The sequence below is a fragment of the Massilia niabensis genome, from assembly GCF_042655085.1.
In the GTDB taxonomy this organism is placed as follows: domain Bacteria; phylum Pseudomonadota; class Gammaproteobacteria; order Burkholderiales; family Burkholderiaceae_D; genus Telluria; species Telluria niabensis.
Map to the genome: position 1 here is coordinate 128,481 of NZ_JBHSMU010000019.1, position 24,337 is coordinate 152,817.

General features: G+C 64.8%; 15 protein-coding genes and 3 tRNA genes. 13 read left to right on the plus strand and 5 right to left on the minus strand.

Features of this window, described 5'->3' with window-relative positions:
• Positions 1–71: 71 nt before the first annotated feature.
• On the minus strand, positions 72–881 hold the full coding sequence (hpnC, locus tag ACFPN5_RS23895) for a squalene synthase HpnC (RefSeq protein ID WP_379786603.1): 810 nt from the start codon (positions 879–881) through the stop codon (positions 72–74).
• A 158-nt stretch (positions 882–1,039) separates the two neighbouring features.
• On the opposite strand from hpnC, the gene ACFPN5_RS23900 reads away from it, so the two are divergent.
• The 11 genes from ACFPN5_RS23900 to ACFPN5_RS23950 all read left to right on the plus strand — a co-directional run bounded on the left by ACFPN5_RS23900 (position 1,040) and on the right by ACFPN5_RS23950 (position 14,664).
• Positions 1,040–2,209 (plus strand): efflux RND transporter periplasmic adaptor subunit, encoded by a 1,170-nt coding sequence (locus tag ACFPN5_RS23900; RefSeq protein WP_379786352.1) that lies wholly within the window; start codon positions 1,040–1,042, stop codon positions 2,207–2,209.
• A complete protein-coding gene (locus tag ACFPN5_RS23905) occupies positions 2,206–5,292 on the plus strand; it encodes an efflux RND transporter permease subunit (RefSeq protein ID WP_379786353.1) in 3,087 nt (1,028 codons plus the stop codon). Before ACFPN5_RS23900 ends, ACFPN5_RS23905 begins: the two co-directional genes overlap by 4 nt.
• A gap of 343 nt (positions 5,293–5,635) precedes the next feature.
• A tRNA-Leu gene (locus tag ACFPN5_RS23910) sits at positions 5,636–5,722 on the plus strand.
• A 31-nt stretch (positions 5,723–5,753) separates the two neighbouring features.
• The gene (gene tig, locus ACFPN5_RS23915) at positions 5,754–7,094 is read left to right on the plus strand and encodes a trigger factor (RefSeq protein ID WP_379786354.1); all 1,341 of its coding nucleotides are present in this window, start codon (positions 5,754–5,756) and stop codon (positions 7,092–7,094) included.
• 49 nt (positions 7,095–7,143) lie between these two features.
• Positions 7,144–7,761, plus strand: coding sequence for an ATP-dependent Clp endopeptidase proteolytic subunit ClpP (clpP, locus tag ACFPN5_RS23920; RefSeq protein WP_379786355.1), 618 nt, complete (start codon positions 7,144–7,146; stop codon positions 7,759–7,761).
• Positions 7,762–7,959: 198 nt separating this feature from the next.
• Complete coding sequence (clpX, locus tag ACFPN5_RS23925) at positions 7,960–9,228, plus strand: ATP-dependent Clp protease ATP-binding subunit ClpX (protein WP_379786356.1); 1,269 nt, start codon at positions 7,960–7,962, stop codon at positions 9,226–9,228.
• Positions 9,229–9,500: 272 nt separating this feature from the next.
• Entirely contained in the window at positions 9,501–11,906 is a 2,406-nt protein-coding gene (gene lon, locus ACFPN5_RS23930) for an endopeptidase La (protein WP_379786357.1), read from the plus strand.
• A gap of 187 nt (positions 11,907–12,093) precedes the next feature.
• On the plus strand, positions 12,094–12,366 hold the full coding sequence (locus ACFPN5_RS23935; RefSeq protein ID WP_056335784.1) for an HU family DNA-binding protein: 273 nt from the start codon (positions 12,094–12,096) through the stop codon (positions 12,364–12,366).
• Between the two features lie 103 nt (positions 12,367–12,469).
• Positions 12,470–12,546, plus strand: a tRNA-Asp gene (locus ACFPN5_RS23940).
• Between the two features lie 18 nt (positions 12,547–12,564).
• A tRNA-Asp gene (locus ACFPN5_RS23945) sits at positions 12,565–12,641 on the plus strand.
• 112 nt (positions 12,642–12,753) lie between these two features.
• Complete coding sequence (locus tag ACFPN5_RS23950; RefSeq protein ID WP_379786358.1) at positions 12,754–14,664, plus strand: SurA N-terminal domain-containing protein; 1,911 nt, start codon at positions 12,754–12,756, stop codon at positions 14,662–14,664.
• Between the two features lie 103 nt (positions 14,665–14,767).
• Here the strand turns inward: ACFPN5_RS23950 and mnmH are convergent, their stop codons facing one another.
• Together mnmH and ACFPN5_RS23960 are read right to left on the minus strand one after the other, a co-directional pair.
• Positions 14,768–15,823, minus strand: coding sequence for a tRNA 2-selenouridine(34) synthase MnmH (gene mnmH / locus ACFPN5_RS23955; protein ID WP_379786359.1), 1,056 nt, complete (start codon positions 15,821–15,823; stop codon positions 14,768–14,770).
• Positions 15,820–16,446, minus strand: coding sequence for an arylesterase (locus tag ACFPN5_RS23960; protein WP_379786360.1), 627 nt, complete (start codon positions 16,444–16,446; stop codon positions 15,820–15,822). The genes mnmH and ACFPN5_RS23960 overlap by 4 nt, the downstream gene beginning before the upstream one ends.
• A gap of 40 nt (positions 16,447–16,486) precedes the next feature.
• On the opposite strand from ACFPN5_RS23960, the gene ACFPN5_RS23965 reads away from it, so the two are divergent.
• Positions 16,487–17,161: an ABC transporter ATP-binding protein gene (locus tag ACFPN5_RS23965; protein WP_379786605.1), complete on the plus strand. Its 675-nt coding sequence runs from the start codon at positions 16,487–16,489 to the stop codon at positions 17,159–17,161.
• Positions 17,162–17,218: 57 nt separating this feature from the next.
• Here ACFPN5_RS23965 and ACFPN5_RS23970 read toward each other — a convergent pair whose 3' ends face one another.
• On the minus strand, positions 17,219–18,760 hold the full coding sequence (locus tag ACFPN5_RS23970) for an NAD(P)H-hydrate dehydratase (protein WP_379786361.1): 1,542 nt from the start codon (positions 18,758–18,760) through the stop codon (positions 17,219–17,221).
• Between the two features lie 101 nt (positions 18,761–18,861).
• Here ACFPN5_RS23970 and ACFPN5_RS23975 point away from each other — a divergent pair, with 101 nt between their 5' ends.
• Complete coding sequence (locus ACFPN5_RS23975) at positions 18,862–22,464, plus strand: hydantoinase B/oxoprolinase family protein (protein ID WP_379786362.1); 3,603 nt, start codon at positions 18,862–18,864, stop codon at positions 22,462–22,464.
• 21 nt (positions 22,465–22,485) lie between these two features.
• Here the strand turns inward: ACFPN5_RS23975 and ACFPN5_RS23980 are convergent, their stop codons facing one another.
• Entirely contained in the window at positions 22,486–24,138 is a 1,653-nt protein-coding gene (locus ACFPN5_RS23980; protein WP_379786363.1) for a response regulator, read from the minus strand.
• Positions 24,139–24,337: the final 199 nt, after the last annotated feature.

Consider the following 24,337-nt stretch of genomic DNA (forward strand, 5'->3'; position numbering starts at 1 on the left):
TCTTAGCCGATGCGTCGTCCATCCGCCTACTGCCGGGGTCGCTCGGCGGGTTTTTCTGCTCCCGGATCAGTTCACATCCGTAATGCGCGGCCCAGCATGACGAGGTAATCGCGCTTGCCGATGGTCGGACGCTGCCGGTACACATCGTAATTCGCGCGCTCGATCCCCTCCAGGATGCGCAGCCCGCCTTGCACCACGAAGCGCAGCTCCCAGCCGATGCGCCCCGGCAGCCGTGTCGCCAGCGGCGCGCCCGACAGCATGAGTGCACGCGCGCGTTCGAGCTCGAAGGCCATCAGCGCGCGCCAGGGCGGCGTATCGAGCCCGGCTTCGATGTCCGCCTCCGCCACGCCGAAGCGCGCCAGGTCTTCCAGCGGCAGGTAGATGCGTCCCTTGGCCATATCGATGCCGACGTCCTGCCAGAAGTTAATCAGTTGCAGGGCGCTGCAGATGGCGTCGGCTTCCACGAGATCCCGTTCGCCCTCGACGCGGTACAGGGCCAGCATCAAGCGCCCGACCGGATTGGCCGAGCGGCGGCAATAGTCGAGCAGGCGCGCGTAGTCGCCGTAGCGCGTCGTGACGACGTCCTGGCGGAAGGCCGACAGCAGGTCGTGCAGGGGCTGCAGCGGCAGCTGGTATTGCGCCACGACCTGGCCCAGGCGCGCGAACAGCGGGCGCGCAGGTGGCCGGCCTGCTGCGATATCGTCCAGCGCCGCTTCGTATTCGGCCAGGCCGGCCAGGCGTTCAGCCGGCGCCGCATCCCCTTCGTCGGCGATGTCGTCGGCGCCGCGCGCGAAAGCGTAAATCGTTTCCACGGCCGGGACCAGGCGGCGCGGCATCAGGATCGAGGCGACAGGAAAGTTTTCGTAGTGTTCGATCGACATCCGGGTCCAGTTGACTGCAAAGTCATTTGAGAGTTGAGTTTGCATGATTATAATTGCCGGGCTGTAGAAAGCGCCGGGATTTGACTCACAAGGTTGAACGCTTACACGAACACAAACGCGCCTGCGCCGCTCCACCATCCAACCCAAGGAACGACAACGTGCTCTCCTCGATCTACAAATGCCGGCCCGTGGCGGCCCTGGCCATGTCCCTGTGCGCGCTGCTGCTGGCCGCTTGCTCGAAGGAAGAACCGAAGATCGAGAACGTGCGCCCGGTGCGTGCAGCCGTGCTGGCCGAGGGAGCAGGGGGCACCAGCGCCGAGTTTTCCGGGGACGTGCGCCCGCGCTTCGAGTCGCGCCTGGGCTTTCGCGTGGCCGGCAAGATCACCAGGCGCGAAGTCGACGTCGGCGCGGCGGTGAAGAAGGGCGAGGTCCTGATGCAGCTCGACCCGCAGGACCTGAAGCTCGCCGCCGCCGCCGCCCAGGCCACGCTGCGCGCGGCCGAAACCAGCCGCGACCTGGCGAGCGCCGACTACAAGCGCTACCAGGAGCTGCGCGCGAAGAATTTCGTCAGCCAGTCGGTGCTCGATACCAAGCGCGCCGCCCTGCGCGCGGCCCAAGCCGAGGCGGACGCCGCGCTGGCCGCCTTCCGCGCGCAGTCGAACCAGGCTGGCTATGCCAGCCTGGCGGCCGACATCGATGGCGTGGTGACCGGCATCGACGCCGAAGTGGGACAGGTGGTGGCCGCCGGCACCCCGGTGGTGCGGGTGGCGCGCACTGACCAGGTGGAGGTCGTGATCGGCATTCCGGAAGACCGCGTGGGCGACCTGCGCAAGGCCAGCTCGGTCACGGTGCGCATGTGGGCGGCGCCGGCCGTCGCCATTCCGGGACGCGTGCGCGAGGTGTCGCCGGTGGCCGATGCCGCCACCCGCACCTATACCGCCAAGGTGGCGATTCCCCCGAGCCCCGGCGTGCGCCTGGGCATGACGGCCGTGGTGCAGATTGCCTCGAAAAATCACGGCGCCGGCCTGCGCGCGCCGCTCACGGCGCTGCACCACCAGAAGGGCGTGACCAGCGTCTGGCTGGTGGAAAATGGCGCGGTGCGCCTGGTGCCCGTGCAGATCGTGGGGCAGGCCGGGAACGACGTGCTGCTGGAGGAGGGCGCAAAGGCGGGCCTGAAAGCTGGCCAGACGGTCGTCACGGCGGGCGTGAACCTGCTGCGCAGCGGCCAGAAGGTGCGCATCCTGACGGCCGACGTGGCGCGCCGCGGTGATACGGAAGCCGCGGCCGCGGGCGCCAGTGCGGGTATCAGCGCCGGGGCCGCGAAATGAGGGGTTTCAACCTGTCGCGCTGGGCGCTCGAGAACATTCCGCTTACCCGCTACCTGATCGCCGCGCTGCTGATCGGCGGCATCGTCAGCTATGGCCGCCTGGGGCAGGACGAGGACCCGCCATTTACCTTCCGCGCGATGGTCGTGCGCGCCGTCTGGCCGGGTGCGACGGCCGTGCAGATGGCCGAGCAGGTCACCGACAAGCTCGAGCGCAAGCTCCAGGAAACGCCGTATGTCGACCGCATCCGCAGCTTTTCCAAGCCGGGCGAGACAACCATCATCCTCGAATTGCGCGAGTCGACCCCGCCCAGGGATGTGCCGGGCTCCTGGTACCAGGTACGCAAGAAGATCGGCGACATCGCCGGCACGCTGCCCGCCGGCGTGATCGGCCCCTTCTTCAACGACGAATTCGGCGACACCTACGGCTCGATCTTCGCGCTCTCGGGCGACGGCTTCACCTATGCCGAGATGAAGGAATACGCCGACTTCGTGCGCCAGCAGCTGCTTGGGGTGCCGCTCGTGGCCAAGGTCGAGCAGTTCGGCGTGCAGAGCGAAAAGGTCAACATCCTGTTCTCGAACAAGAAGTTCGCCCAGCTCGGCGTGCCGATGGAGCAGATCGTCAACCAGCTCGCCACCCAGAACGGGGTCGAGGCCTCCGGGGTACTCGTCACCCCGACCGACAACCTGCAGGTGCGCGTGAGCGGCGCCATCCGGACCACGAAGGAACTCGAAGACCTGCAGCTGCGCGCCGGCGGCACGACTTTCCGCCTGGGCGACTTCGCGACGGTCAAGCGCGAGTACCAGGACCCGCCCGTCGAGAAGATGCGCTTCAACGGCAAGGAAGTCATCGGCCTGGGCGTGTCGATGGAAAAGGGCGGCAACATCATCACGCTGGGTGAGTCCCTGACCAGCACGGTGGCGCGCATCCGCGCGCAGCTGCCGGTCGGGATCGAGCTCGAGCGCGTGTCCGACCAGCCGCGCGCGGTGACGAGCTCGGTGAACGAGTTCATCCAGACCCTGGTCGAAGCGGTGTTCATCGTGCTGGCCGTGAGTTTCCTCGCGCTCGGCCTGCACACCAGGCCGAAGCTCTCCATCGACATCCGCCCGGGCCTGGTGGTCGCACTCACCATTCCGCTGGTGCTGGCGGTCACCTTCCTCTTCATGCGCCTGCTCGACATCTCGCTGCACAAGGTCTCGCTCGGCGCCCTGATCATCGCGCTCGGCCTTTTGGTGGACGACGCCATCATTGCCGTCGAGATGATGGTGCGCAAGATGGAGGAGGGCCTGTCGCGCCTGGAAGCAGCGACCTACGCCTACACTTCGACGGCGATGCCGATGCTGACCGGCACCCTGATCACCGCCGCCGGCTTCCTGCCGATCGGCCTGGCGAAGTCGACCGCCGGCGAGTACACGTTCTCGATGTTCTCGGTCAATGCGATCGCGCTGCTGGTGTCGTGGGTGGTGGCGGTGACCTTCACGCCGTATATCGGTTTCGTGCTGTTGAAAGTGAAACCCCACGGACAGGGCCATTCGGAACATGACGTCTACGACACGCCGGGGTTCCGCCGCTTCCGCCGAGTCGTCACCTGGTGCGTGGAGTACCGCAAGCTGACGATTGCGCTCAGCCTGGCCGTGTTTGCGCTCGGCGTCTTTGGCTTCAAGTTCATCGAAAAGCAGTTCTTCCCGGATTCGAGCCGCCCCGAGCTGATGGTCGAGATGTGGTCGCCCGAAGGCACCAGCTTTGCCGCCAACGAGGCGATCGTCAAGCGCTTCGAGACTTTCGTGCGCGGGCAGCAGGGTGTCGAGAGCATCACCAGTTATGTCGGCACCGGGAGCCCGCGCTTCTACCTGCCGCTCGACCAGATCTTCCCGCAGTCGAACGTATCGCAACTGGTGGTGCTGCCGATCGACGCCAAGGCGCGCGACCGCCTGCGCGTGTCCATCGAAACCGCCTTCCGCGACGATTTCCCCGAGGTGCGCGGGCGCGTCAAGCTGCTGCCGAACGGGCCGCCGGTGCCGTATCCGGTGCAGTTCCAGGTAGCCGGGCCGGACATCGGCATCGTGCGCGGCGTAGCCGACCAGGTCAAGGACGTGCTGCGCGCGAATCCGAACGCGGTGGGCGTGAACGACAACTGGAACGAGTCGGTCAAGATGCTGCGCCTGGACCTCGACCAGGATAAATTGCGCGCGCTCGGCGTCACCTCGCAAGGGGTGCGCCGCGCCGTGCAGACGGTGTTGACGGGCACGACCATCGGCCAGTTCCGCGAGACGAACGAGCTGATCGACATCGTGGTGCGCCAGCCGGCCGACGAGCGCACCACCATCACGGCGCTGAAGGACACGAATATCCCTACCGCATCGGGCCGCCCGGTGACGATCGGGCAGGTGGCGCGCGTGGCCTTCGTCTGGGAGCCGGGCGTCATCTGGCGCGAGGGGCGCGAGTGGGCGATCATGGTGCAGTCGGACGTGGTGCCTGGCATCCAGGGGCCGACCGTGTCGACCCAGGTGGGCGAGGCGCTGGCCGGCTTGCGCGCCGGGCTGCCGGCCGGCTACCGCATTACCCTCGAGGGCGCGGCGGCCGACAGTTCGCAGGCCGAAGCCTCGATCGCGGCGAACGTGCCGCTGGTGCTGTTCATCGTGTTTACGCTCTTGATGCTCCAGCTGCACAGCTTCTCGCGCGCGCTGCTGGTATTTTTGACCGGGCCGCTCGGCGTGGCCGGCGCGGCGATGGCCCTGCTGGTGCTCGACCGGCCCTTCGGCTTCGTCGCGAACCTGGGCGTGATCGCGCTGTTCGGCATGATCATCCGCAACTCGGTAATCCTGGTCGACCAGATCGAGCAGGACATCAAGGGCGGGGCCGAAGCCTGGGATGCGATCATCGAAGCGGCCGTGCGCCGGTGCCGCCCGATCCTGCTGACGGCCGCCGCGGCCGCGCTGGCGATGATCCCGCTGTCGCGCTCGGTGTTCTGGGGGCCGATGGCGGTGGCCATCATGGGCGGCTTGCTGGTGGCGACGGCGCTGACCTTGTTGTTCCTGCCGGCGCTGTATGCGGCGTGGTTCAGGGTGAAGAAGCCGGTGGTTTGAAGGATGCGGGTGAGTGTGGCGCTCGGGTGCGCGGAAGCTCCATACCGCGTGGGCACAAGTGCCCACCCTACGAAACCCCGGTCGCAACGTAGGGTGGGCACTTGTGCCCACGTGGTCTCACCCCATAATCAATGGCGCCACCGGACAATTAACGCTGCTCCTGCGAACCGCTGACTAATATGCAGACGACCCGACGCCCCGCACCACTGCAAAATTCACCACTCTAGTATCAGAAAATCCAGTAAAATACCGGGTTGAAGTTGTAGCCCATAAACAAAGGAGTGCAGGGCGGCCGGTTTCATTGTCGGGCGCCCTTTGTTTATGTGGCAATATGCAATCCTGCGCGAGGATGGCGAAATTGGTAGACGCACCAGGTTTAGGTCCTGACGCCAGCAATGGTGTGGGGGTTCGAGTCCCCCTCCTCGCACCACGAATAATTATTTTTTTGGACGATTTTTACAATGGCAACTGCAGTCGAAACCCTGGATAAACTCGAGCGTCGCTTGACGATCACTTTTCCGCTGAGTGACGTCCGTACGGAAGTTGAAAAACGCCTCAAGAAGCAGGCCAAGACTGCTAAGGCGCCTGGCTTCCGTCCGGGTAAAGTGCCTCTGAAAATGGTCGCTGCTCAATATGGCTACCAGATCGAGTCGGACGTGCTGAACGACCGCGTGGGCCGTGCTTTCAACGACGCCGCCAACGAAAACCAGCTGCGCGTTGCCGGTTTCCCGAAAATCGAACCAAAAGAGGACGCACCGGAAGGCATGCTGGCTTTCGACGCTACCTTCGAAGTGTTCCCTGAAGTTGTGATCGGCGACCTGGCCGCCGTTGAAGTCGAAACCGTGGCCGCCGACGTGTCGGACGCGGAAATCGACAAGACCATCGACATCCTGCGCAAGCAGCGCGTGCACTACCACACCAAGGGCGAGGCCGGCGAGCATGGCGACGGCGGCGAGCCGGTTGCCGCCAACGGCGACCGCGTAACCGTCGACTTCGTCGGCGTCATCGACGGTGTTGAATTCCCGGGCGGTAAGGCTGACGACTACGCCTTCGTGCTGGGCGAAGGCCGCATGCTGCCGGAATTCGAAGCCGCGACGATCGGCCTGAAGGTCGGCGAAAGCAAGACCTTCCCGCTGGCTTTCCCTGAGGATTACCACGGCAAGGATGTCGCCGGCAAGACCGCCGACTTCACCATCACGCTGAAGAAGCTGGAATGGGCGCACATGCCGGAAGTCGACGACGAGTTCGCCAAGTCGCTCGGCATCGAAGACGGTTCAATCGAGAAAATGCGTCAGGACATCAAGACCAACCTCGAGCGTGAAGTCAACGCCCGCGTCAAGGCCCGCAACAAGGATGCCGTGATGGACGCACTGGTCAAGGCCACCGAGATGGACGTGCCGACCGTTATGATCCAGCAGGACTCCGAGCGCCTGGCCGAGCAGACCCGCCAGGACATGGCGCAGCGCGGCATGGACGTCAAAAATATGCCGTTCCCGACCGAACTGTTCGCCGAAAAGGCCGAGCGCCGCGTGCGCCTGGGCCTGATCCTGTCGAAGCTGGTCGAGGAAAACAACCTGCAGGCAACGCAAGAGCAGGTGAAGGCACAGATCGAAGACTTCGCACAGAGCTACGAAGACCCGAAAGAAGTGCTGAAGTACTACTACAGCGACCGTCGCCGCCTGGGTGAAGTGGAAGCCCTTGTTTTGGAAGAAAACGTCGTCAACTATGTGCTTGGCAAGGCGAAGGTCAGTACCAAGACCGTCGCTTTCGATGAATTGATGGGCAGCAACCCACAGGGCTGAGCGAAAGCTTACCCTCTGAATTTGCCTACTTACAAGGAACGAGACAGGTATGAACCGTAATCCGGCATTGGACACCCAAGCACTCGGCCTCGTGCCGATGGTAGTTGAGCAAAGCGGCCGCGGCGAGCGCGCGTACGATATTTATTCGCGCCTGCTCAAGGAGCGCGTGATTTTCCTCGTCGGCCCTGTCAACGACCAGATGGCCAACCTGATCGTCGCCCAGATGCTGTTCCTGGAAAGCGAGAATCCCGACAAGGACATCTCGCTCTACATCAACTCGCCTGGCGGTTCGGTGTCGGCGGGCCTCGCGATCTTCGACACGATGAACTTCATCAAGCCTGACGTGTCGACCCTGTGCACCGGCCTGGCGGCGTCGATGGGCGCCTTCCTGCTGGCGGCCGGCGCGAAGGGCAAGCGTTTCTCGCTGCCGAACTCGCGCGTCATGATTCACCAGCCGTCCGGCGGCTCGCAGGGCATGGCTTCGGATATCGAAATCCAGGCCAAGGAAATCCTGTACCTGCGTGAGCGCCTGGCGCGCATCATGGCCGAGAACACCGGCCAGAGCGTCGAGCAGATCCACCGTGATACCGACCGCGACCGTTTCATGTCGGCTGAGGAATCCGTTGACTATGGCCTGATCGACAAGGTGTTGACGACCCGCGCTTGATGCACCACATAGGTGTTGCTGAAAAACGCCCGGGCGCCAACACGTTCGGGCGTTTGCTTTTTATTTCGGGTAGCATGGCGTTGTACGCAGGTATTGTCGCGTGCTCCGTGATCGCGTTATATTGAGGAAGTTCGGGACGCCAGGACCTGCCAGGCCGATCGCTCTTTCATCCGTAGTTCTATACTAGAAACCTGCCCCATGTCTGACAAAAAATCTTCCAGCGGCGAAAAGCTTCTGTACTGCTCTTTCTGCGGCAAGAGCCAGCACGAGGTCAAAAAGCTCATCGCGGGACCATCGGTCTTCATCTGCGACGAGTGCATCGACCTGTGCAATGACATCATCCGCGACGAGACCTCGAACGTGGAATCGGTGGCGGGCGCCAAGTCCGACCTGCCGACCCCGCACGAGATCGCGGAACTGCTCGACCAGTACGTGATCGGCCAGCAGACTGCCAAGCGCATCCTGTCCGTCGCCGTGTACAATCACTACAAGCGCCTGAAGCACCTCGGCAAGAAAGACGACGTCGAGCTGGCCAAGAGCAACATCCTGCTCGTCGGCCCGACCGGCTCGGGCAAGACGCTGCTGGCGCAGACGCTGGCGCGCATGCTCAACGTGCCCTTCGTCATCGCTGACGCGACCACGCTGACCGAAGCCGGCTATGTCGGCGAAGACGTCGAGAACATCATCCAGAAGCTGCTGCAGAGCTGCAACTACGAAGTCGAGAAGGCCCAGCGCGGCATCGTCTATATCGACGAGATCGACAAGATTTCGCGCAAGTCCGACAATCCGTCGATCACGCGCGACGTCTCAGGCGAAGGCGTGCAGCAGGCACTGCTCAAGCTGATCGAGGGTACGATGGCCTCGGTACCGCCACAGGGCGGGCGCAAGCACCCGAACCAGGACTTCGTCCAGATCGACACGACCAACATCATGTTCATCTGCGGCGGCGCCTTCGACGGCCTGGCCAAGATCGTCCAGAACCGTTCGGAAAAGGGCGGCATCGGGTTCGCAGCCAGCGTCAAGAGCGCAACCCAGCGCTCGAACAGCGAGATCATGATGGAAGCCGAACCGGAAGATCTGATCAAATTTGGTCTGATTCCGGAACTTGTCGGCCGTCTGCCTGTCGTAGCTACGCTGAACGAGTTAACGGAAGAAGCCCTGATCCAGATCCTGATCGAGCCGAAGAATGCGCTGATCAAGCAATATTCGAAGCTGCTCGAGATGGAAGGCTCGGAACTCGAGATTCGCCCGGCCGCATTGCACGCCATTGCCCGAAAAGCATTGGCACGCAAGACCGGCGCTCGCGGCCTGCGCTCGATCCTGGAACACGCGCTGCTCGACGTCATGTACGAATTGCCGAATCAGCAAAACGTCGTGAAAGTCGTTATTGATGAAAATACGATCACAAATGGCGCCAAGCCTTTGCTGATTTACAGCGAAAGCGCAAAAGCGAGCGGAGAAAACTAAAAAATATCCGCTCGGAAACGACAAAAGCACTTGTGCGCTGGAGGCTTGGAGGTACAATTTACCTCAATAAAAGCATCCGGCTTCAATCGAAAAGCCACTCGCGACTACGGTCGCGTGGTGGCTTTTTCATTTCACGCAAGGGATTTATTGGAACGGCTAGATTTGAATTTCGCAACTCATGTTTTTTTACTCAAAGAAAATATTCGTTGGCCGGTCTTGAGTTTTAACCGTGTTCACCCAACATCGGTAACACGCTTTTTATAAGGTATACCATGACAACTTCGAAATTAACCGAGCAAACGACGCTGCCCCTCCTGCCGTTGCGCGACGTGGTCGTGTTTCCCCATATGGTGATACCACTGTTCGTCGGTCGCCCAAAGTCGATCAAGGCACTCGAAGCCGCGATGGAACAGGGCAAGAGCATCATGCTCGCCGCCCAAAAGGCGGCTGCCAAAGACGAACCTTCCGCCGCAGACATCTACGAGATCGGCTGCGTCGCGAACATCCTGCAAATGCTGAAGCTTCCCGACGGTACCGTGAAGGTGCTGGTGGAAGGGGCCCAGCGTGCCCGAATCGATAACATCAGCGACGGTGCGACCCACTTCATCGCCGAGCTGACCCCGCTGCGTTCGGAAGTCGGCGACGATTCCGAAGTCGAGGCGATGCGCCGCGCGATCGTCCAGCAGTTCGACCAGTACGTCAAACTGAACAAGAAAATCCCGCCCGAGATCCTCGCCTCGTTGGCCGGTATCGATGACGCCGGCCGCCTGGCCGATACCGTCGCCGCGCACCTGCCATTGAAGCTCGAGCAGAAGCAAGTGATCCTGGAAATCTTCAACGTCGCCAAGCGCCTCGAGCACCTGCTCGGCCAGCTGGAAGGCGAACTCGACATCCTGCAGGTCGAGAAGCGCATCCGCGGCCGCGTGAAGCGCCAGATGGAGAAATCGCAGCGCGAGTACTACCTGAATGAACAGGTCAAGGCCATCCAGAAGGAACTGGGCGAAGGCGAAGACGGCGCCGACATCGACGAGCTCGAGAAGAAGGTGATCGCCGCTAAAATGCCGAAGGAAGCGCTCGACAAGGCCACCGCCGAAATCAAGAAGCTGAAACTGATGTCGCCGATGTCCGCCGAAGCGACCGTGGTGCGCAACTACATCGACACCCTGGTATCGCTGCCGTGGAAGAAAAAGTCGAAGGTCACGCACGACCTGTCGAACGCCGAAAAAGTGCTGGAAGCGGAGCACTACGGCCTCGACAAGATCAAGGAACGTATTCTTGAGTATCTTGCAGTCCAACAGCGCGTCGACAAGCTGAAGGCCCCGATCCTGTGCTTCGTGGGTCCTCCGGGCGTGGGTAAGACCTCGCTCGGCCAGTCCATCGCCCGTGCCACGAACCGCAAGTTCGTGCGCATGGCCCTGGGCGGCGTGCGCGACGAAGCCGAGATCCGCGGCCACCGCCGTACCTATATCGGCTCGATGCCGGGCAAGGTGCTGCAGTCGCTGGCGAAAGTCGGCGTGCGTAACCCGCTGTTCCTGCTCGATGAGATCGACAAGATGGGCGCGGACTTCCGCGGCGACCCGTCGTCGGCCCTGCTCGAGGTGCTGGACCCGGAACAGAACCACACGTTCTCGGACCACTACCTGGAAGTGGACTTCGACCTGTCGGACGTGATGTTCGTGGCGACCTCGAACTCGTTCAACATTCCGCCGGCACTGCTGGACCGGATGGAAGTCATTCGCCTGTCGGGTTACACCGAAGACGAAAAGACCAACATCGCCCAGCGTTACCTGCTGCCGAAGCAGGTCAAGGCAAACGGACTGCGCGATGGGGAGATCAAGGTCGAGGAATCGGCGATCCGCGACATCATCCGTTACTACACCCGTGAAGCCGGCGTGCGTTCGCTCGAGCGTGAAATCTCGAAGATCTGCCGCAAGGTCGTCAAGATGCTGCTGCTGAAAAAGTCGGACAAGGCGGTTATCGTCAACGGCAAGAACCTGGACAAGTTCCTGGGCGTGCGCCGTTACGATTTCGGCGTGGCCGAGAAGGAAAACCAGGTCGGCCAGGTGGTGGGCCTTGCCTGGACCGAAGTCGGCGGCGACCTGCTGACGATCGAGGCGGTGAACGTGCCCGGCAAGGGCGCCATCATCCGCACCGGTACCCTGGGCGACGTGATGAAGGAGTCGATCGAAGCGGCGCGCACGGTTGTCCGCAGCCGTGCCCAGCGCTTCGGCATCAAGGCCGAAGCGTTCGAGAAGAACGACATCCACATCCACGTGCCGGAGGGCGCGACACCGAAGGATGGTCCGTCCGCGGGTATCGGCATGACGACGGCGCTGGTGTCGGCCTTCACCGGCATCCCGGTGCGCGCCGACGTGGCGATGACGGGCGAGATCACGCTGCGCGGCGAAGTCTTGCCGATCGGTGGCCTGAAGGAAAAGCTGCTGGCGGCGCACCGCGGCGGCATCAAGACGGTGCTGATCCCCGAGCAGAACGTGAAGGACCTGGCCGAGATTCCGGACAACGTCAAGAACAAGCTTGAGATCGTGCCGGTGCGCTGGATCGAGAAGGTGCTCGAGATCGCGCTGGAGCGCCAGCCGCAGGCCTTGGCCGACGTGCCGGCGGTGTCGGTCACGCCGGCCCCGACCGCCGAAGGGCAGGGCGAGGTGGTCAAGCACTGATCGCTGGGATAACCGGCTAAAGGAGGCGCCCGTGCGGCGCCTCTTTTTTTGTGGGGTGAACACGCAAGCTGAGACATTCCTCGACGAATGTTGCTTGACAGAAGCAAATCACCCCGGTTTAATACGCGCTTGCACTTTTGCAGGAAGGCGCAGCGCCGCCGCGTCAAGAACGACCAAGAGGATACGAGTGAACAAGACTGAACTGATCGAAGAGATCGCGAAATCCGCGGACATTACCAAGGCCTCGGCCACGCGTGCGCTGGATGCGATGATCGAAGCGGTGACGAACACCCTGAAGAACAACGACAGCGTGACCCTGGTCGGCTTTGGCACCTTCACCGTCGGCGACCGCGCCGCGCGCACGGGCCGCGATCCGCGCACCAAGGAACCAATCAAGATTAAAGCTGCAAAGGTTCCGAAATTTAAGGCTGGTAAAGCGTTAAAAGATGCTGTAAACTAATGCCTTCTCTGCAGTGACATGCAGAGAAAACGTCCTCAAGCGGGTAGGGAGCTAAGCCTCTCAGCTTTCGCCGCAGGGATGATGCAGCACCCAGTATTTTCGTGGAGCGGTAGTTCAGTTGGTTAGAATACCGGCCTGTCACGCCGGGGGTCGCGGGTTCGAGCCCCGTCCGCTCCGCCACGAAACATACACGAATTTGGAGCGGTAGTTCAGTTGGTTAGAATACCGGCCTGTCACGCCGGGGGTCGCGGGTTCGAGCCCCGTCCGCTCCGCCAGATTGAGCAGTATGTCCGGTACTTACAAGCAGTGCTGGGACGACAGAAGAGGCGAACGCGAGTTCGCCTTTTTTTTTAACTTGACTGAAGCGTCAATATCGATTGGTGGACCATGTTTGATTTTGTACGTAATAACAAACGCGTCATGTACGGCATCCTGGGCCTGTTGATTGTGCCTTCGTTCGTACTGGTCGGCGTCGACAGCTACCAGGACCGCGGCGACAGCGGTGTCGGCGTGGCCGAAGTGGACGGCCGCAACATCACGCAGCAGGAGTGGGAAGAGGCGCAGCGCCGCCAGATCGACCAGGCCCGTCAGCAGATGGGGCCGCAGTTCGACCAGAAGCTCTTCGAGACTCCTGAAGCGAAACGCGAAGTACTTGAGAACCTGGTCGCCGAACGCGCCGTGAACGCCGAAATCGCACGCAGCAAGCTGACCGTCAGCGACCAGAGCCTGGCCAAGGCCATCAGCGCCATCGACACCTTCCGCAAGCCCGACGGCAGCTTCGACATGGACGGCTACCGCGCCGCCCTGGCAGCCCAGGGCATGACGCCGGAAGCCTTCGATGCCCGCATGCGCCGCGACATGGCGATCCAGCAGCTGGCCGGTTCGGTCGGCGCGACCGCCTTCGTGCCGCGCTCGGTGGCCGAGCGCATCTCGAACATCAACGACCAGCAGCGCGAAGTCCAGGAACTCGTGTTCCCGATCGCGAACTACCTGCCGCAAGTCAAAGTCACCGACGACATGGTCAAGGCGTTTTATGACAAGAACGCCAACCTGTTCCTGATTCCCGAGCAGGTGAAGGCCGAGTACGTCGTGCTCGACAGCGCCGCCGTGGAAAGCCAGGTCACCACGACCGACGCCGAAGTGGCGCAGTTCTACAATGCCAACCAGAAGCGCTTCACGACGCCCGAGCAGCGTACCGCCAGCCACATCCTGATCACCAACCCGGCAGGCGCCAAGCCGGCTGAAGCGGCGGCCGCCAAGGCGAAAGCCGAAGCGGTGCTGGCCGAGGTGCGCAAGAACCCGGCCGCCTTTGCCGAGATTGCCAAGACCCAGTCGCAGGATCCGGGTTCGGCGGCTAACGGCGGCGACCTCGGCGCGGTCGAGCGCGGCAGCCTGGTCAAGTCGGTCGAAGACGCGATCTATGGCCTGAAGCAGGGCGAAGTGTCGGGCATCGTGCCGTCGGAATTTGGCTTCCACATCATCAAGGTCACCTCGGTCACGCCGGCGTCGCAGAAGTCGCTCGAGGCCGCAAAACCCGAAATCGCGGCCGAACTGTCGAAGGCGAAGCTGTCGAAGAAGTATTCGGAGCTGGCCGAGCAGTTCAACGACATCGTCTACGAGCAGGCCGACAGCCTGAAGCCCGCCGCCGGCAAGCTGGGCCTGAAGATCCAGGTCGCCGATGGCCTGACCCGTAAGCCGAACCCGGCCCTGGGTGCGGCGCCGTTCAATAACGAGAAATTCCTTGCCGCCCTGTACTCGACCGACTCGATCAAGAACAAGCGCAACACGGAAGCCGTCGAAGTGGCGCCAGCTGTGCTGATCGCGGGCCGCGTACTCGAATTCAAGCCGGCGACCAAGCGTCCGCTGGCCGAAGTCGAAGCGGCGATCCGCCAGCGCGTCATGCAGGAAGAGGCACTGCGCCTGGCACGCCAGGCCGGCGAAGCGAAGCTGGCCGCTGCCAAGGCATCCGGCGACGCCACCGGTTTCGGCGAGCCGAAGCTGATCTCGCGCACCCAGGAGCCGACCATCAACCCTGCCGGTGCGCTGGCCGCGCTGAAAGCGGACGCGACGAAGCTGCCTGCCTACGTGGGCGTCGAGCTTCCAGGCGTCGGCTACGGCGTCTACCGCATCGGCAAGGTGTCGCAGCCACCCCAGCTGGACCAGGCACGCCGCTCGCAGGAAGCCCAGCAGATCTCGCAGCTGGCCGGCCAGGCTGAGCTCTACAATTTTGTGGAAGCCATCAAGGCCAAGGCGAAGGTCAAAATCAATGCGAACGCAGGGGCTGCCAAGACGGAGTAAAGGCTCTTCGTTGATGCGATAAAAGAAAAACCCGGCTGTTTGCGCAGCCGGGTTTTTTTACGTCGTGGAGTAGGGCGGAACGATTGTCGAGGGACGCAGGCCCTCAGGCCGCGTGCAAGGCCCGCGCCGCGCCGACGAAATCATCCTGCCCGATGTCACCCAGCTCCAGCACCTGCGCCTGCCCGTACTGGACGAAATTGCGGTCGATCGAGCGCAGGTAGGCAGGGTCGTAGTGTTCGACGAGCAGCTGGTCGACCAGTTCCGGCATGGCGCCGCTGTTGGCGAGCGCATGCCAGGCGTCGATCTTGGCGCGGCCGTGCAATTGCACCAGGTGATCCAGCTGGCCGTTGAGCGCCTGCGGGTCCTGGGCGAAGTGGTTGTAGTCTTCCATCAGGAGGCGCACGCGGTTCGGACGCGACAGCGTCAGGGCGACGCAGGGCGAGGCGCGCATGCGCTCCATGACGGCGTCCGGCACACGCAGGTTGCCGACCTTTTTGCTCTCCGATTCGACGAACACCGGCTTGTCCAGGTCGAAGTGGCGCAGTTTGTCCCAGATCCGGCTCTCGAACATCTTTTGCGTCGGCTGCGCTTCGTTCGGCAGGTGGCCCAATACGGAGCCGCGGTGGGCGGCCAGGCGTTCGAGGTCGAGCACTTGTGCACCGATGGCGTCCAGGGTCTCCAGCAGGCGGCTCTTGCCGCTGCCGGTGGTGCCGCAAATGACGCGGAACTGCAGCTCGGGAGGGTTGTCGAGCGCGCTGCTCACGTGCGCGCGATAGGCCTTGTAGCCGCCGTCGAGCTGGATCGCCGGCCAGCCAACCTTGGCCAGGACGTGTGCCAGCGAGCCGCTCCGGTTGCCGCCGCGCCAGCAGTAGACCAGCGGCTTCCAGTCGCGCGGCTTGTCGGCGAACAGCGTTTCGAGGTGGCGCGCGATATTGTACGCGACCAGCGCCGCGCCGACCTTTTTCGCCTCGAAGGCATTGACCTGCTTGTAGAGCGTGCCGACGCGCACGCGCTCCTCGTCGTGCAGCACCGGACAATTGATGGCGCCGGGCAGGTGGTCGAGTGCGAACTCGCCTTCGCTGCGCGCGTCGATGATGGCGTCGAATTCGTGCAGCTGGGGGAGGATGTCGGCAAAGCTCAGTACGGCAGGGTATTTCATCGGGATGTGATCAAGGTGGAGAAAGTCGGCCAGATGTTATTCAGGATGATGGGATGGGCCTGGGCATTCGGGTGCAGGCGGTCGGCCTGGAACAGCGCCGGCTTGTCGGCAATGCCTTCGAGCATGAACGGCACCAGCGGCGCCTTGTACTCTTTGGACAGGGTCGTGAACATGCCGAAGAAGCGTTCCGTGTAGGCGCGGCCATAGTTTGGTGGCATGCGCATGCCGACCAGCATCACCTTCGCGCCCTTTTGCTGCGACATCGTGATCATCTGCCGCAAATTGCTTTCGGCAGCGGGCACCGGCAGGCCGCGCAAGCCGTCGTTGGCGCCCAGTTCGATGACGACGACCTGGGGCTTGTGCTGGTTCAGCAGGGCCGGCAGGCGCGCGCGGCCGCCGCTCGTCGTTTCGCCGCTGATGCTCGCGTTGACGATGTTGGCGTCGATCTTGCTCGCCTTGAGCTTTTGTTCGAGCAGCGCAACCCAACCCGCGCCGCGCGTCAAGCCGTATTCGGCCGACAGGCTGTCACCCACCACGAGTACGGTTTTTGGTGCAGAATAGGCGCTCGCCGACGCAAGCACCAGGCTTGCGGCGACAGTTAATTTCTTGAGAAAAGCAAGCATGCGTGATAACCCCGAGGCTTTAAAAAATGACGTTACCGCCATGTCGGGCCGGCCGGCCGCGATTCAAGTGGCGGGTTTGTCGAAGCGGGTAGCGGACGCCAGCGGCGAACTCACCATCCTGCACAGCATCGATTTTACCGTGCAACCGGCGGAGACGCTCGCGATCGTCGGTGCCTCGGGCTCGGGCAAGTCGACACTGCTGGGCCTGCTGGCCGGCCTCGACTCGCCCAGCAGCGGCAAGGTGCTCCTCGACGGCACCGATATCTTTGCGCTTGATGAGGACGGCCGCGCCGCGTTTCGCATGGCCAAGCTGGGCTTCGTGTTCCAGTCCTTCCAGTTGCTGGCGCACCTGAATGCCGTCGAAAACGTCATGCTGCCGCTCGAGTTGCGCGGCGACGGCGCGGCGCGTGAGAAGGCGGAAGCCATGCTCGGGCGCGTCGGCCTGTCGAGCCGCCTGAAGCATTATCCGAAATACCTGTCGGGCGGCGAGCAGCAACGGGTGGCCCTGGCGCGCGCCTTCGTCACCGAGCCGCCGCTGCTGTTCGCGGATGAACCGACCGGCAGCCTGGATGCGACCACCGGCGAATCGATCATTGGCCTGATGTTCGAACTGAACCGCGAGCGCGGGTCGACCCTGGTGCTCGTGACGCACGATCCGGCGATGGCGGCGCGTTGCGGGCGGACGATCACGATTGCGGCGGGGAAGCTGGTGTAGCGTGGGCGGTGCGTAATTCCGGCCCCCTGCCTGAATTACCTCACGCGTTCAACGAGTTTATGAACGGTTCGCGCCTGCCTCTGAAACCAACCCGTTCAACACCGCCCGCACCGCCTTCGGCAATTCCCCCGCCGTCATCCCGACCGGCCCCACGCCTTCCTCGACCAGCCGGTCCGCCGCAGCACCGTGCATCCACACGGCGCCGATGGCCGCTTCCCATGCCGGCCACCCCTGTGCAAGCAGGGCGCCGCACACCCCCGCCAGCACGTCGCCGCTGCCGCCGCTGGCCAGCCCGGGATTGCCGGTCGGGTTGACGGCCACCTCGCCATCGGGCTGCGCCACCACCGTGCCCGACCCCTTGAGGACGACCACCGCCTGCAGGCGCCGCGCCAGCTCGCGCGCCGAGCCCAGCCGGTCGGCCTGTACTTCAGCGCTCGATGTGCCGAGCAGGCGCGCCGCCTCCAGCGGATGGGGCGTGACGATGGTGCCGCCCTGGCGCCGCGCCACGCGCTCCTGCAGGGCGGTGCTCGCCGCCACCAGGTTCAGGCCATCGGCATCGATGACGATCGCGCTTGCGCCATCGATCCCGTGGCCCAGCACGCGCATGGCCTCGCTCGAGTCGCCCATGCCGGGGCCGAGGACCAGCACGCGGCCGTCGGTATCGAAGGCGGCCGATGTCCTGAACATCAGCTCGGGCTGCATGGGGTCGAACTGCGGCCCGGCCTCGGCGTCGACACCCACCGCGAACACACGCCCGGCACCGGCATGCAGGGCCACGCGCGCGGCCAGCACGGCCGCGCCCACCATCCCGTGCGCGCCGCCGACCACGGCAACATCCCCGAACTGCCCCTTGTGCGAATTCTGCCGGCGCGGCGCCAGGTGGGCCGCGAATAGGGAAGGGCCGGCCAGGCGCGCCCGTGGCGGCTCGAAGGCAGCGGTATCGAGCCCGAGGCGGGCGACGTGTACGACGCCGGCGTAATCGCGTCCCTCGCCCGTGTGCAGGCCCGCCTTGTCGCCGATGAAGGTGATGGTGTGGGTGGCGCGCACAGCGACGCCGCCGGGGCCCACCACGGCGCCCGTATCCGCATCGAGCCCGCTCGGCACGTCGAGGGCAAGTACCGGGCAGCGCAGCCGGTCGATCGCCGTGACGAGCTCGCGGTAGCGCCCCTCCAGCGGACGCGCCAGGCCGATGCCGAACAGGCCGTCGACGACCATCGCCCATTCGCGCACGTCCGGCGCCACGTCGGCGAAATTGGCCGAGCTGGCACGGGCGCGGGCCAGCGCCTGCGCCGCTTCCGGCGAACTGGGTCCGCTGCCGGCCAGGTGCAGCACCACCACATCGACCCCGGCCTCGCCCAGGTTGGCGGCCAGTTCCAGGGCGTCGCCGCCGTTGTTGCCCGGCCCGGCCAGCACCAGCACGGGCCGCAGTCGCGACTCCTCGCGCGCGGTGCCGATCAGTTCCAGGGCGAGGTTTGCCGCCGCACGGCCGGCGCGGCGCATCAGGCTCCCGGCCTCACCGGCTTCTCCCTCCGCCGTTGCTTGCGCGCTTGCGCCTTCGATCGCACGGATTTGCGCCACGCTGTAGAGACCATTGTCCATTCCAACTCCATTCGGGTTCCATGAGCATGCATTTTCGCCAATTTCGGCCGTAAGCGCGAATACAATAGGCGCCATACTTCAATCGGCATGAGGAAACGCATATGGACTGGCAGTTCTGGATCGACCGCGGCGGCACGTTTACCGACATCGTCGCGCGCACGCCCGGGGGGCAGCTGGTGACCCACAAGCTGCTGTCGGAGAACCCGGAGGGGTACCGGGACGCCGCGGTGGCCGGCATCCGGCACCTGCTGGGCGTCGCGCCCGGCGATCCGCTGCCGGTGCATGCCATCGAGGCGGTCAAGATGGGCACCACCGTCGCCACCAACGCGCTGCTCGAGCGCAAGGGCGAGCGCACCCTGCTGGCTATCACCCGCGGTTTCCGCGACGCGCTGCGCATCGCCTACCAGAACCGCCCGCGCCTGTTCGAGCGCCACATCGTGCTGCCGGAACTGCTGTACGGCGAAGTCATCGAGATCGACGAGCGCATCGGCGCCCACGGCGACGTCGTGCAGCCGCTCGACAAGCTAGCGGCGCGCAGCAGCCTGCAGGCTGCCTACGACCGTGGCGCGCGCGCCCTGGCCATCGTCTTCATGCATGGCTACCGCTATACCGCGCATGAAGCGGCGGTGGCGCGCATCGCGCGCGAGATCGGCTTCACCCAGGTCTCGGCCTCGCATGAGGTGAGCCCGATGATGAAGCTGGTGGCCCGGGGCGACACCACAGTCGTCGACGCCTACCTGTCGCCGATCCTGCGCCGCTATGTCGACCAGGTGGCATGCGAGCTGCCCGGCGTGAACCTGCAGTTCATGCAGTCGAACGGCGGCCTGACCGATGCGCGCGCCTTCCAGGGCAAGGACAGCATCCTCTCTGGCCCGGCCGGCGGCATCGTCGGCATGGTCAGGGCGAGCCGCCTGGCGGGCTTCGAGCGCATCATCGGCTTCGACATGGGCGGCACCTCGACCGACGTGTCGCATTTCGCCGGCGAGTTTGAGCGCGTCTTCGAAACCCTGGTGGCTGGCGTGCGCATGCGCGCGCCGATGATGAGCATCCACACGGTGGCCGCCGGCGGCGGCTCGATCCTGCATTTCGACGGCAGCCGCTACCGCGTCGGGCCGGACAGCGCCGGCGCCAATCCCGGCCCGGCCTGCTACCGCCGCGGCGGACCGCTCACGGTCACCGACTGCAACGTCATGCTCGGCAAGATCCAGCCCGCGCATTTTCCGCACCTGTTCGGCGCCAGTGGCGAGGAAGCACTCGATAGGGAGACGGTGCGCGCGCGCTTTGCCGGCATGGCCCGCGAGATCGAGGCCGCCACGGGCGACGTGCGCACCCCGGAGCAGGTCGCCGAAGGTTACATCCAGATCGCGGTCGGCAACATGGCCAACGCGATCAAGCAGATCTCGGTGCAGCGCGGGCACGACGTGACCGAGTATGCGCTCACCAGTTTTGGTGGCGCCGGCGGCCAGCACGCCTGCCTGGTGGCCGACGCGCTCGGGATGAAGACGGTCTTCATCCACAGCCTGGCCGGCGTGCTGTCGGCCTACGGCATGGGCCTGGCCGACCAGAGCGCGATGCGCGAGCAGGCCGTCGAGGAAAGGCTTGATGCCGTGACAGGCGGCGTGCTGGCAAGGCGGCTGGACGGGCTGGCCGATGCGGCGAGGAACGAACTGCGGGCCCAGGGCGTCGGCGCCGAATGCATCGACGTCGTCAAGCGCGTCCACCTGCGCTACGAAGGCACCGACTCGGCGCTCGTCGTCGCTTTCGGCGACGCCCCGGCCATGCAGGCCGAGTTCGAAGCGGCGTACAAGCGGCGCTTTTCCTTCCTGATGCCCTCGCGCGCTTTGGTGGTCGAGGCGGTGTCGGTCGAAGCGCTGGGCCGCTCGGAAGCGCCGCCGGAGACGCCCGCGCCCAGCGGTGAACCGGGCGGCGCCGCCGCGGCTTTCGATATGGTCGGCATGTTCGCAGGCGGGCAGTGGCGCGATACAGGCGTCTACCGCCGGGCCGACTTCAAGCCGGGCGACGTGATCCGCGGCCCGGCCATCGTCGCCGAGGACAACGCCACCACAATCGTCGAGGCGGGTTGGCAGGCCGAGGTCACGTCCTACCGCCACCTGGTGCTCACGCGCGTGGAGGCGCTGCCGGAACGGCATGCGATCGGCACCACGGCCGACCCGGTGATGCTCGAGATCTTCAATAACCTGTTCATGTCGATCGCCGAGCAGATGGGGCTGCGCCTGCAGAACACCGCCTATTCGGTGAACATCAAGGAGCGGCTCGACTTCAGCTGCGCGATTTTCGACGCCGGCGGCAACCTGGTCGCCAACGCGCCGCACATGCCGGTGCACCTCGGCTCGATGGGCGAAAGCATCAAGACCGTCATGCGCGCGAATGCCGGGCGCATGCGCGCGGGCGACGTGTATGTGCTCAACGACCCGTACAACGGCGGCACTCACCTGCCGGACGTGACCGTGATTTCCCCCGTGTTCGACGAAGCCGGCGACAGCATTTTGTTCTACGTCGGCTCGCGCGGCCACCATGCCGACATCGGCGGCACCACCCCCGGCTCGATGCCGCCGGACTCGACCCACATCGAGCACGAGGGCGTCCTGATCAACAACTTCAAGCTGGTCGACGGGGCCGACGGCGTACTGCGCGAGGGGGAAGCCAGAAGCCTGCTCACCGGCGCGCGCTGCCCCGCGCGCAACCCTGACCAGAACCTGGCCGACCTGCGCGCGCAGGTAGCCGCCAACCAGAAGGGCGTCGAGGAGCTGCGGCGCATGGTGGCGCATTTCGGGCTGGACGTCGTGCGCGCCTACATGGGTCATGTGCAGGACAACGCGGAGGAAGCGGTGCGCCGCGTGATCACGGCCCTGAAGGATGGCGCCTTTACCGTCGACCTCGACAACGGCGCGAAGATCGTGGTGGCGGTGCGCGTCGACCGCGCGGCGCGCAGCGCGCAGATCGACTTCACCGGCACCTCGCCCCAGCTCGAGAACAACTTCAACGCGCCGTCCGCCGTGTGCATGGCTGCGGTGCTGTACGTGTTCCGCACGCTGGTGAACGACGAGATCCCGCTCAACGGCGGCTGCCTAAAACCGCTCGAGGTCATCATCCCGCCCGGCTCGATGCTGAACCCGCATTATCCGGCCTCGGTGGTGTCGGGGAACGTCGAGACCTCGACCTGCATCACCAACGCCCTGTACGGCGCCCTGGGCGTGATGGCGGCCTCGCAGGGGACGATGAACAATTTTACATTCGGGAATGCGAAGTACCAGTATTACGAGACCATCTCCGGCGGCAGTGGCGCGGGCGAGGGCTTTGACGGGACCGATGTGGTGCAGACCAACATGACCAATTCCCGGCTCACCGATCCCGAGATCCTGGAATTTCGCTTCCCGGTGCGGCTCGAAAGCTATGCGATCCGGCCGGGGTCCGGCGGAGCGGGGCGCTGGCGCGGTGGCAATGGCGGCGTGCGCAAGGTGCGCTTCCTGGAGCCGATGACGGCGGCGATCCTGTCGAACAACCGGGTGTATGCGCCGTTCGGCATGGCCGGCGGCGAAGCAGCGCAGCGCGGGGTCAACACCGTGGTGCGCGCCGATGGTCGCGAGGAGCGCATCGGGCATATCGGCAAGGTCGAGATGGCCGCCGGGGATATGTTCGTGATCGAAACGCCCGGCGGGGGAGGGTATGGCAAGGGGCAATGAGCTGTGCGCCGCCGGATGCGGTTATGTCGAAATACCGTACTTCCTGCGCATCGCCGCATACTCCTCCATCAAAGGCCCCAACCTCGGATGCTGGGCGTCGACCGCCCGGATCTTTTCCAGCTGCGCCAGGCACAGCTCGCCCAGCGGATGGTCCCAGCCGAGTTCGTTGATCTGGCGTAGCACCCCGCCGGCGACCGCGATCATCACCTGCAGGTTCTGCGGCGCCATGTGCAGGGCCTCGAGCAGGGTCTGCACCGCGCCGCGCACGTCGCCCATGTTGCGCTTCTCGTCGGCCACGCCGAGCAGGATCTGCGCCTGCGCCTTGAGCTGCTGGCTCATGCCGTCGGCCAGGTCGCGCCGGCCCGCGTCGGTGAAGATGCGCAGCGCGTCCTGGGAGGTGACGCCGCTGCCGGCGTCGTTCACCACCGCCAGCATCACGTCCTGTGCCGGCGCGTCGAGGCGGTGCTCGAGGCAGGAGCGCACCAGGCCCACCTTCAGGCCGGTCGACAGGGTCGTGCTGGTTCGTACCGCCGCCACCGCATTCGTCAGCCCGAGCACGGCGGCGTCCCGGTTGCCGGCGGCGTCGTGCAGGGCCGCGTTGGCCACGCCGATGCAGGCGTCGAGTTCGGGGCTGGCGCGCATCGAGCGCTCCAGGTCGCGCACCACGCCGCTCGCTGCCAGCATGTCGCCGCGCCGCACCAGCGCGTTCACCAGCCGCACATGGTCTTCGGGGTCGCGGAACTCCGAGTAGCGCGCCTTGCTGACGACCTGCTTGAACGACTTTTCCGCCGCCTGCGCGTCGCCCGCTTCGAGCGCGACCTCACCGAGTTTGCGCAAGCGCCGCACCAGGTGCGGCGAGATGGCGACCGCTTCCTCGAGGATCTTCTGCGCCTGCGTGTGCTCGCCGGCGGCCTCATGGCAGCGCGCGAGCAGGTCGTAGGCGGCCATCAGGCGCGGGTTGGCGGCGACCAGCCCCTGCAGCGTGTCGCGCGCCTGCTGGATGCGGCCCTGCGCGAACTCGGCCCGCGCCACGCCCAGGCTGGCCCAGCCGAGCGGCTTGTAGGCCAGCACCTTGCGGTAGATGTACTCGGCTTCAGCGTGCTGGCCCAGGCTGGCGCGCAGCTCAGCCTGCAGGCGCGCGCAGTCGAGCGCGTAGCGCGGCTGCGCGACCTCGAGCGCAGCGGCCGTGCGGATGGCCTCCAGCACCTTGCCTTGCGCGACCATCTGGTAAGCCGGCAGGAACACCGCCCGCCGCTCGATCGCCCGCGCGATGCGCGCGCCCAGCGTCTCGGCCGTGAAGGGTTTGAGTACGTAATCGGTGGGCGCCAGTTCGGCCGCGCCGATCACCTTGCCGTACACGGCTTCCGAGGTCAGCATGATGAAGATTGCCCAGGGACTCAGCAGGCGATGGTGGCGCAGGTCTTCCAGCAGTTGCTGGCCGTCCTGGCCGCCGCCGGCGCCACTGTTGCTGCTACTCCCGCCTCCGCCGAGGTCGTATTCGCACAGGACGATGTCGTAGCTGCGCCGCGCCAGCTGGCGGATGGCGGTGCCCGCGTTCACGGCGTACTCGACCTTGCTGATACCCGTCAGGTTCAGCATGTTCTGCAGGTTGCTGCGCATGCCCGGGTTGGGGTCGATTATCAGGACCGACAGGTTGCTGTTTTCTTGCATCATTCTCTCGTTTGCGCCGCGCTTTCCCAATGAACTGCGTGACCTGCTCGGGCCGTCTCAGGCGCAACAATAACGCCAAGCGTCCCAACGGGCAACTGCCAGTCTGTGCCGGACTTGGCCCCGTGCATAGGCAACATTGTCAACCCTGTATAATTGCGGGCTATCTTCCACCCGCAGCCACGCTGCATCAACCGACTTCCAG

Excerpts from the sequence above, each read along its gene's own strand:
- hpnC (WP_379786603.1), bottom strand. The coding sequence starts at position 881 with ATGTCGATCGAACACTACGAAAACTTTCCTGTCGCCTCGATCCTGATG.
- ACFPN5_RS23905 (WP_379786353.1), top strand. The coding sequence starts at position 2,206 with ATGAGGGGTTTCAACCTGTCGCGCTGGGCGCTCGAGAACATTCCGCTT.
- tig (WP_379786354.1), top strand. The coding sequence starts at position 5,754 with ATGGCAACTGCAGTCGAAACCCTGGATAAACTCGAGCGTCGCTTGACG.
- clpP (WP_379786355.1), top strand. The coding sequence starts at position 7,144 with ATGAACCGTAATCCGGCATTGGACACCCAAGCACTCGGCCTCGTGCCG.
- clpX (WP_379786356.1), top strand. The coding sequence starts at position 7,960 with ATGTCTGACAAAAAATCTTCCAGCGGCGAAAAGCTTCTGTACTGCTCT.
- lon (WP_379786357.1), top strand. The coding sequence starts at position 9,501 with ATGACAACTTCGAAATTAACCGAGCAAACGACGCTGCCCCTCCTGCCG.
- ACFPN5_RS23950 (WP_379786358.1), top strand. The coding sequence starts at position 12,754 with ATGTTTGATTTTGTACGTAATAACAAACGCGTCATGTACGGCATCCTG.
- mnmH (WP_379786359.1), bottom strand. The coding sequence starts at position 15,823 with ATGAAATACCCTGCCGTACTGAGCTTTGCCGACATCCTCCCCCAGCTG.
- ACFPN5_RS23960 (WP_379786360.1), bottom strand. The coding sequence starts at position 16,446 with ATGCTTGCTTTTCTCAAGAAATTAACTGTCGCCGCAAGCCTGGTGCTT.
- ACFPN5_RS23965 (WP_379786605.1), top strand. The coding sequence starts at position 16,487 with ATGTCGGGCCGGCCGGCCGCGATTCAAGTGGCGGGTTTGTCGAAGCGG.
- ACFPN5_RS23970 (WP_379786361.1), bottom strand. The coding sequence starts at position 18,760 with ATGGACAATGGTCTCTACAGCGTGGCGCAAATCCGTGCGATCGAAGGC.
- ACFPN5_RS23975 (WP_379786362.1), top strand. The coding sequence starts at position 18,862 with ATGGACTGGCAGTTCTGGATCGACCGCGGCGGCACGTTTACCGACATC.
- ACFPN5_RS23980 (WP_379786363.1), bottom strand. The coding sequence starts at position 24,138 with ATGATGCAAGAAAACAGCAACCTGTCGGTCCTGATAATCGACCCCAAC.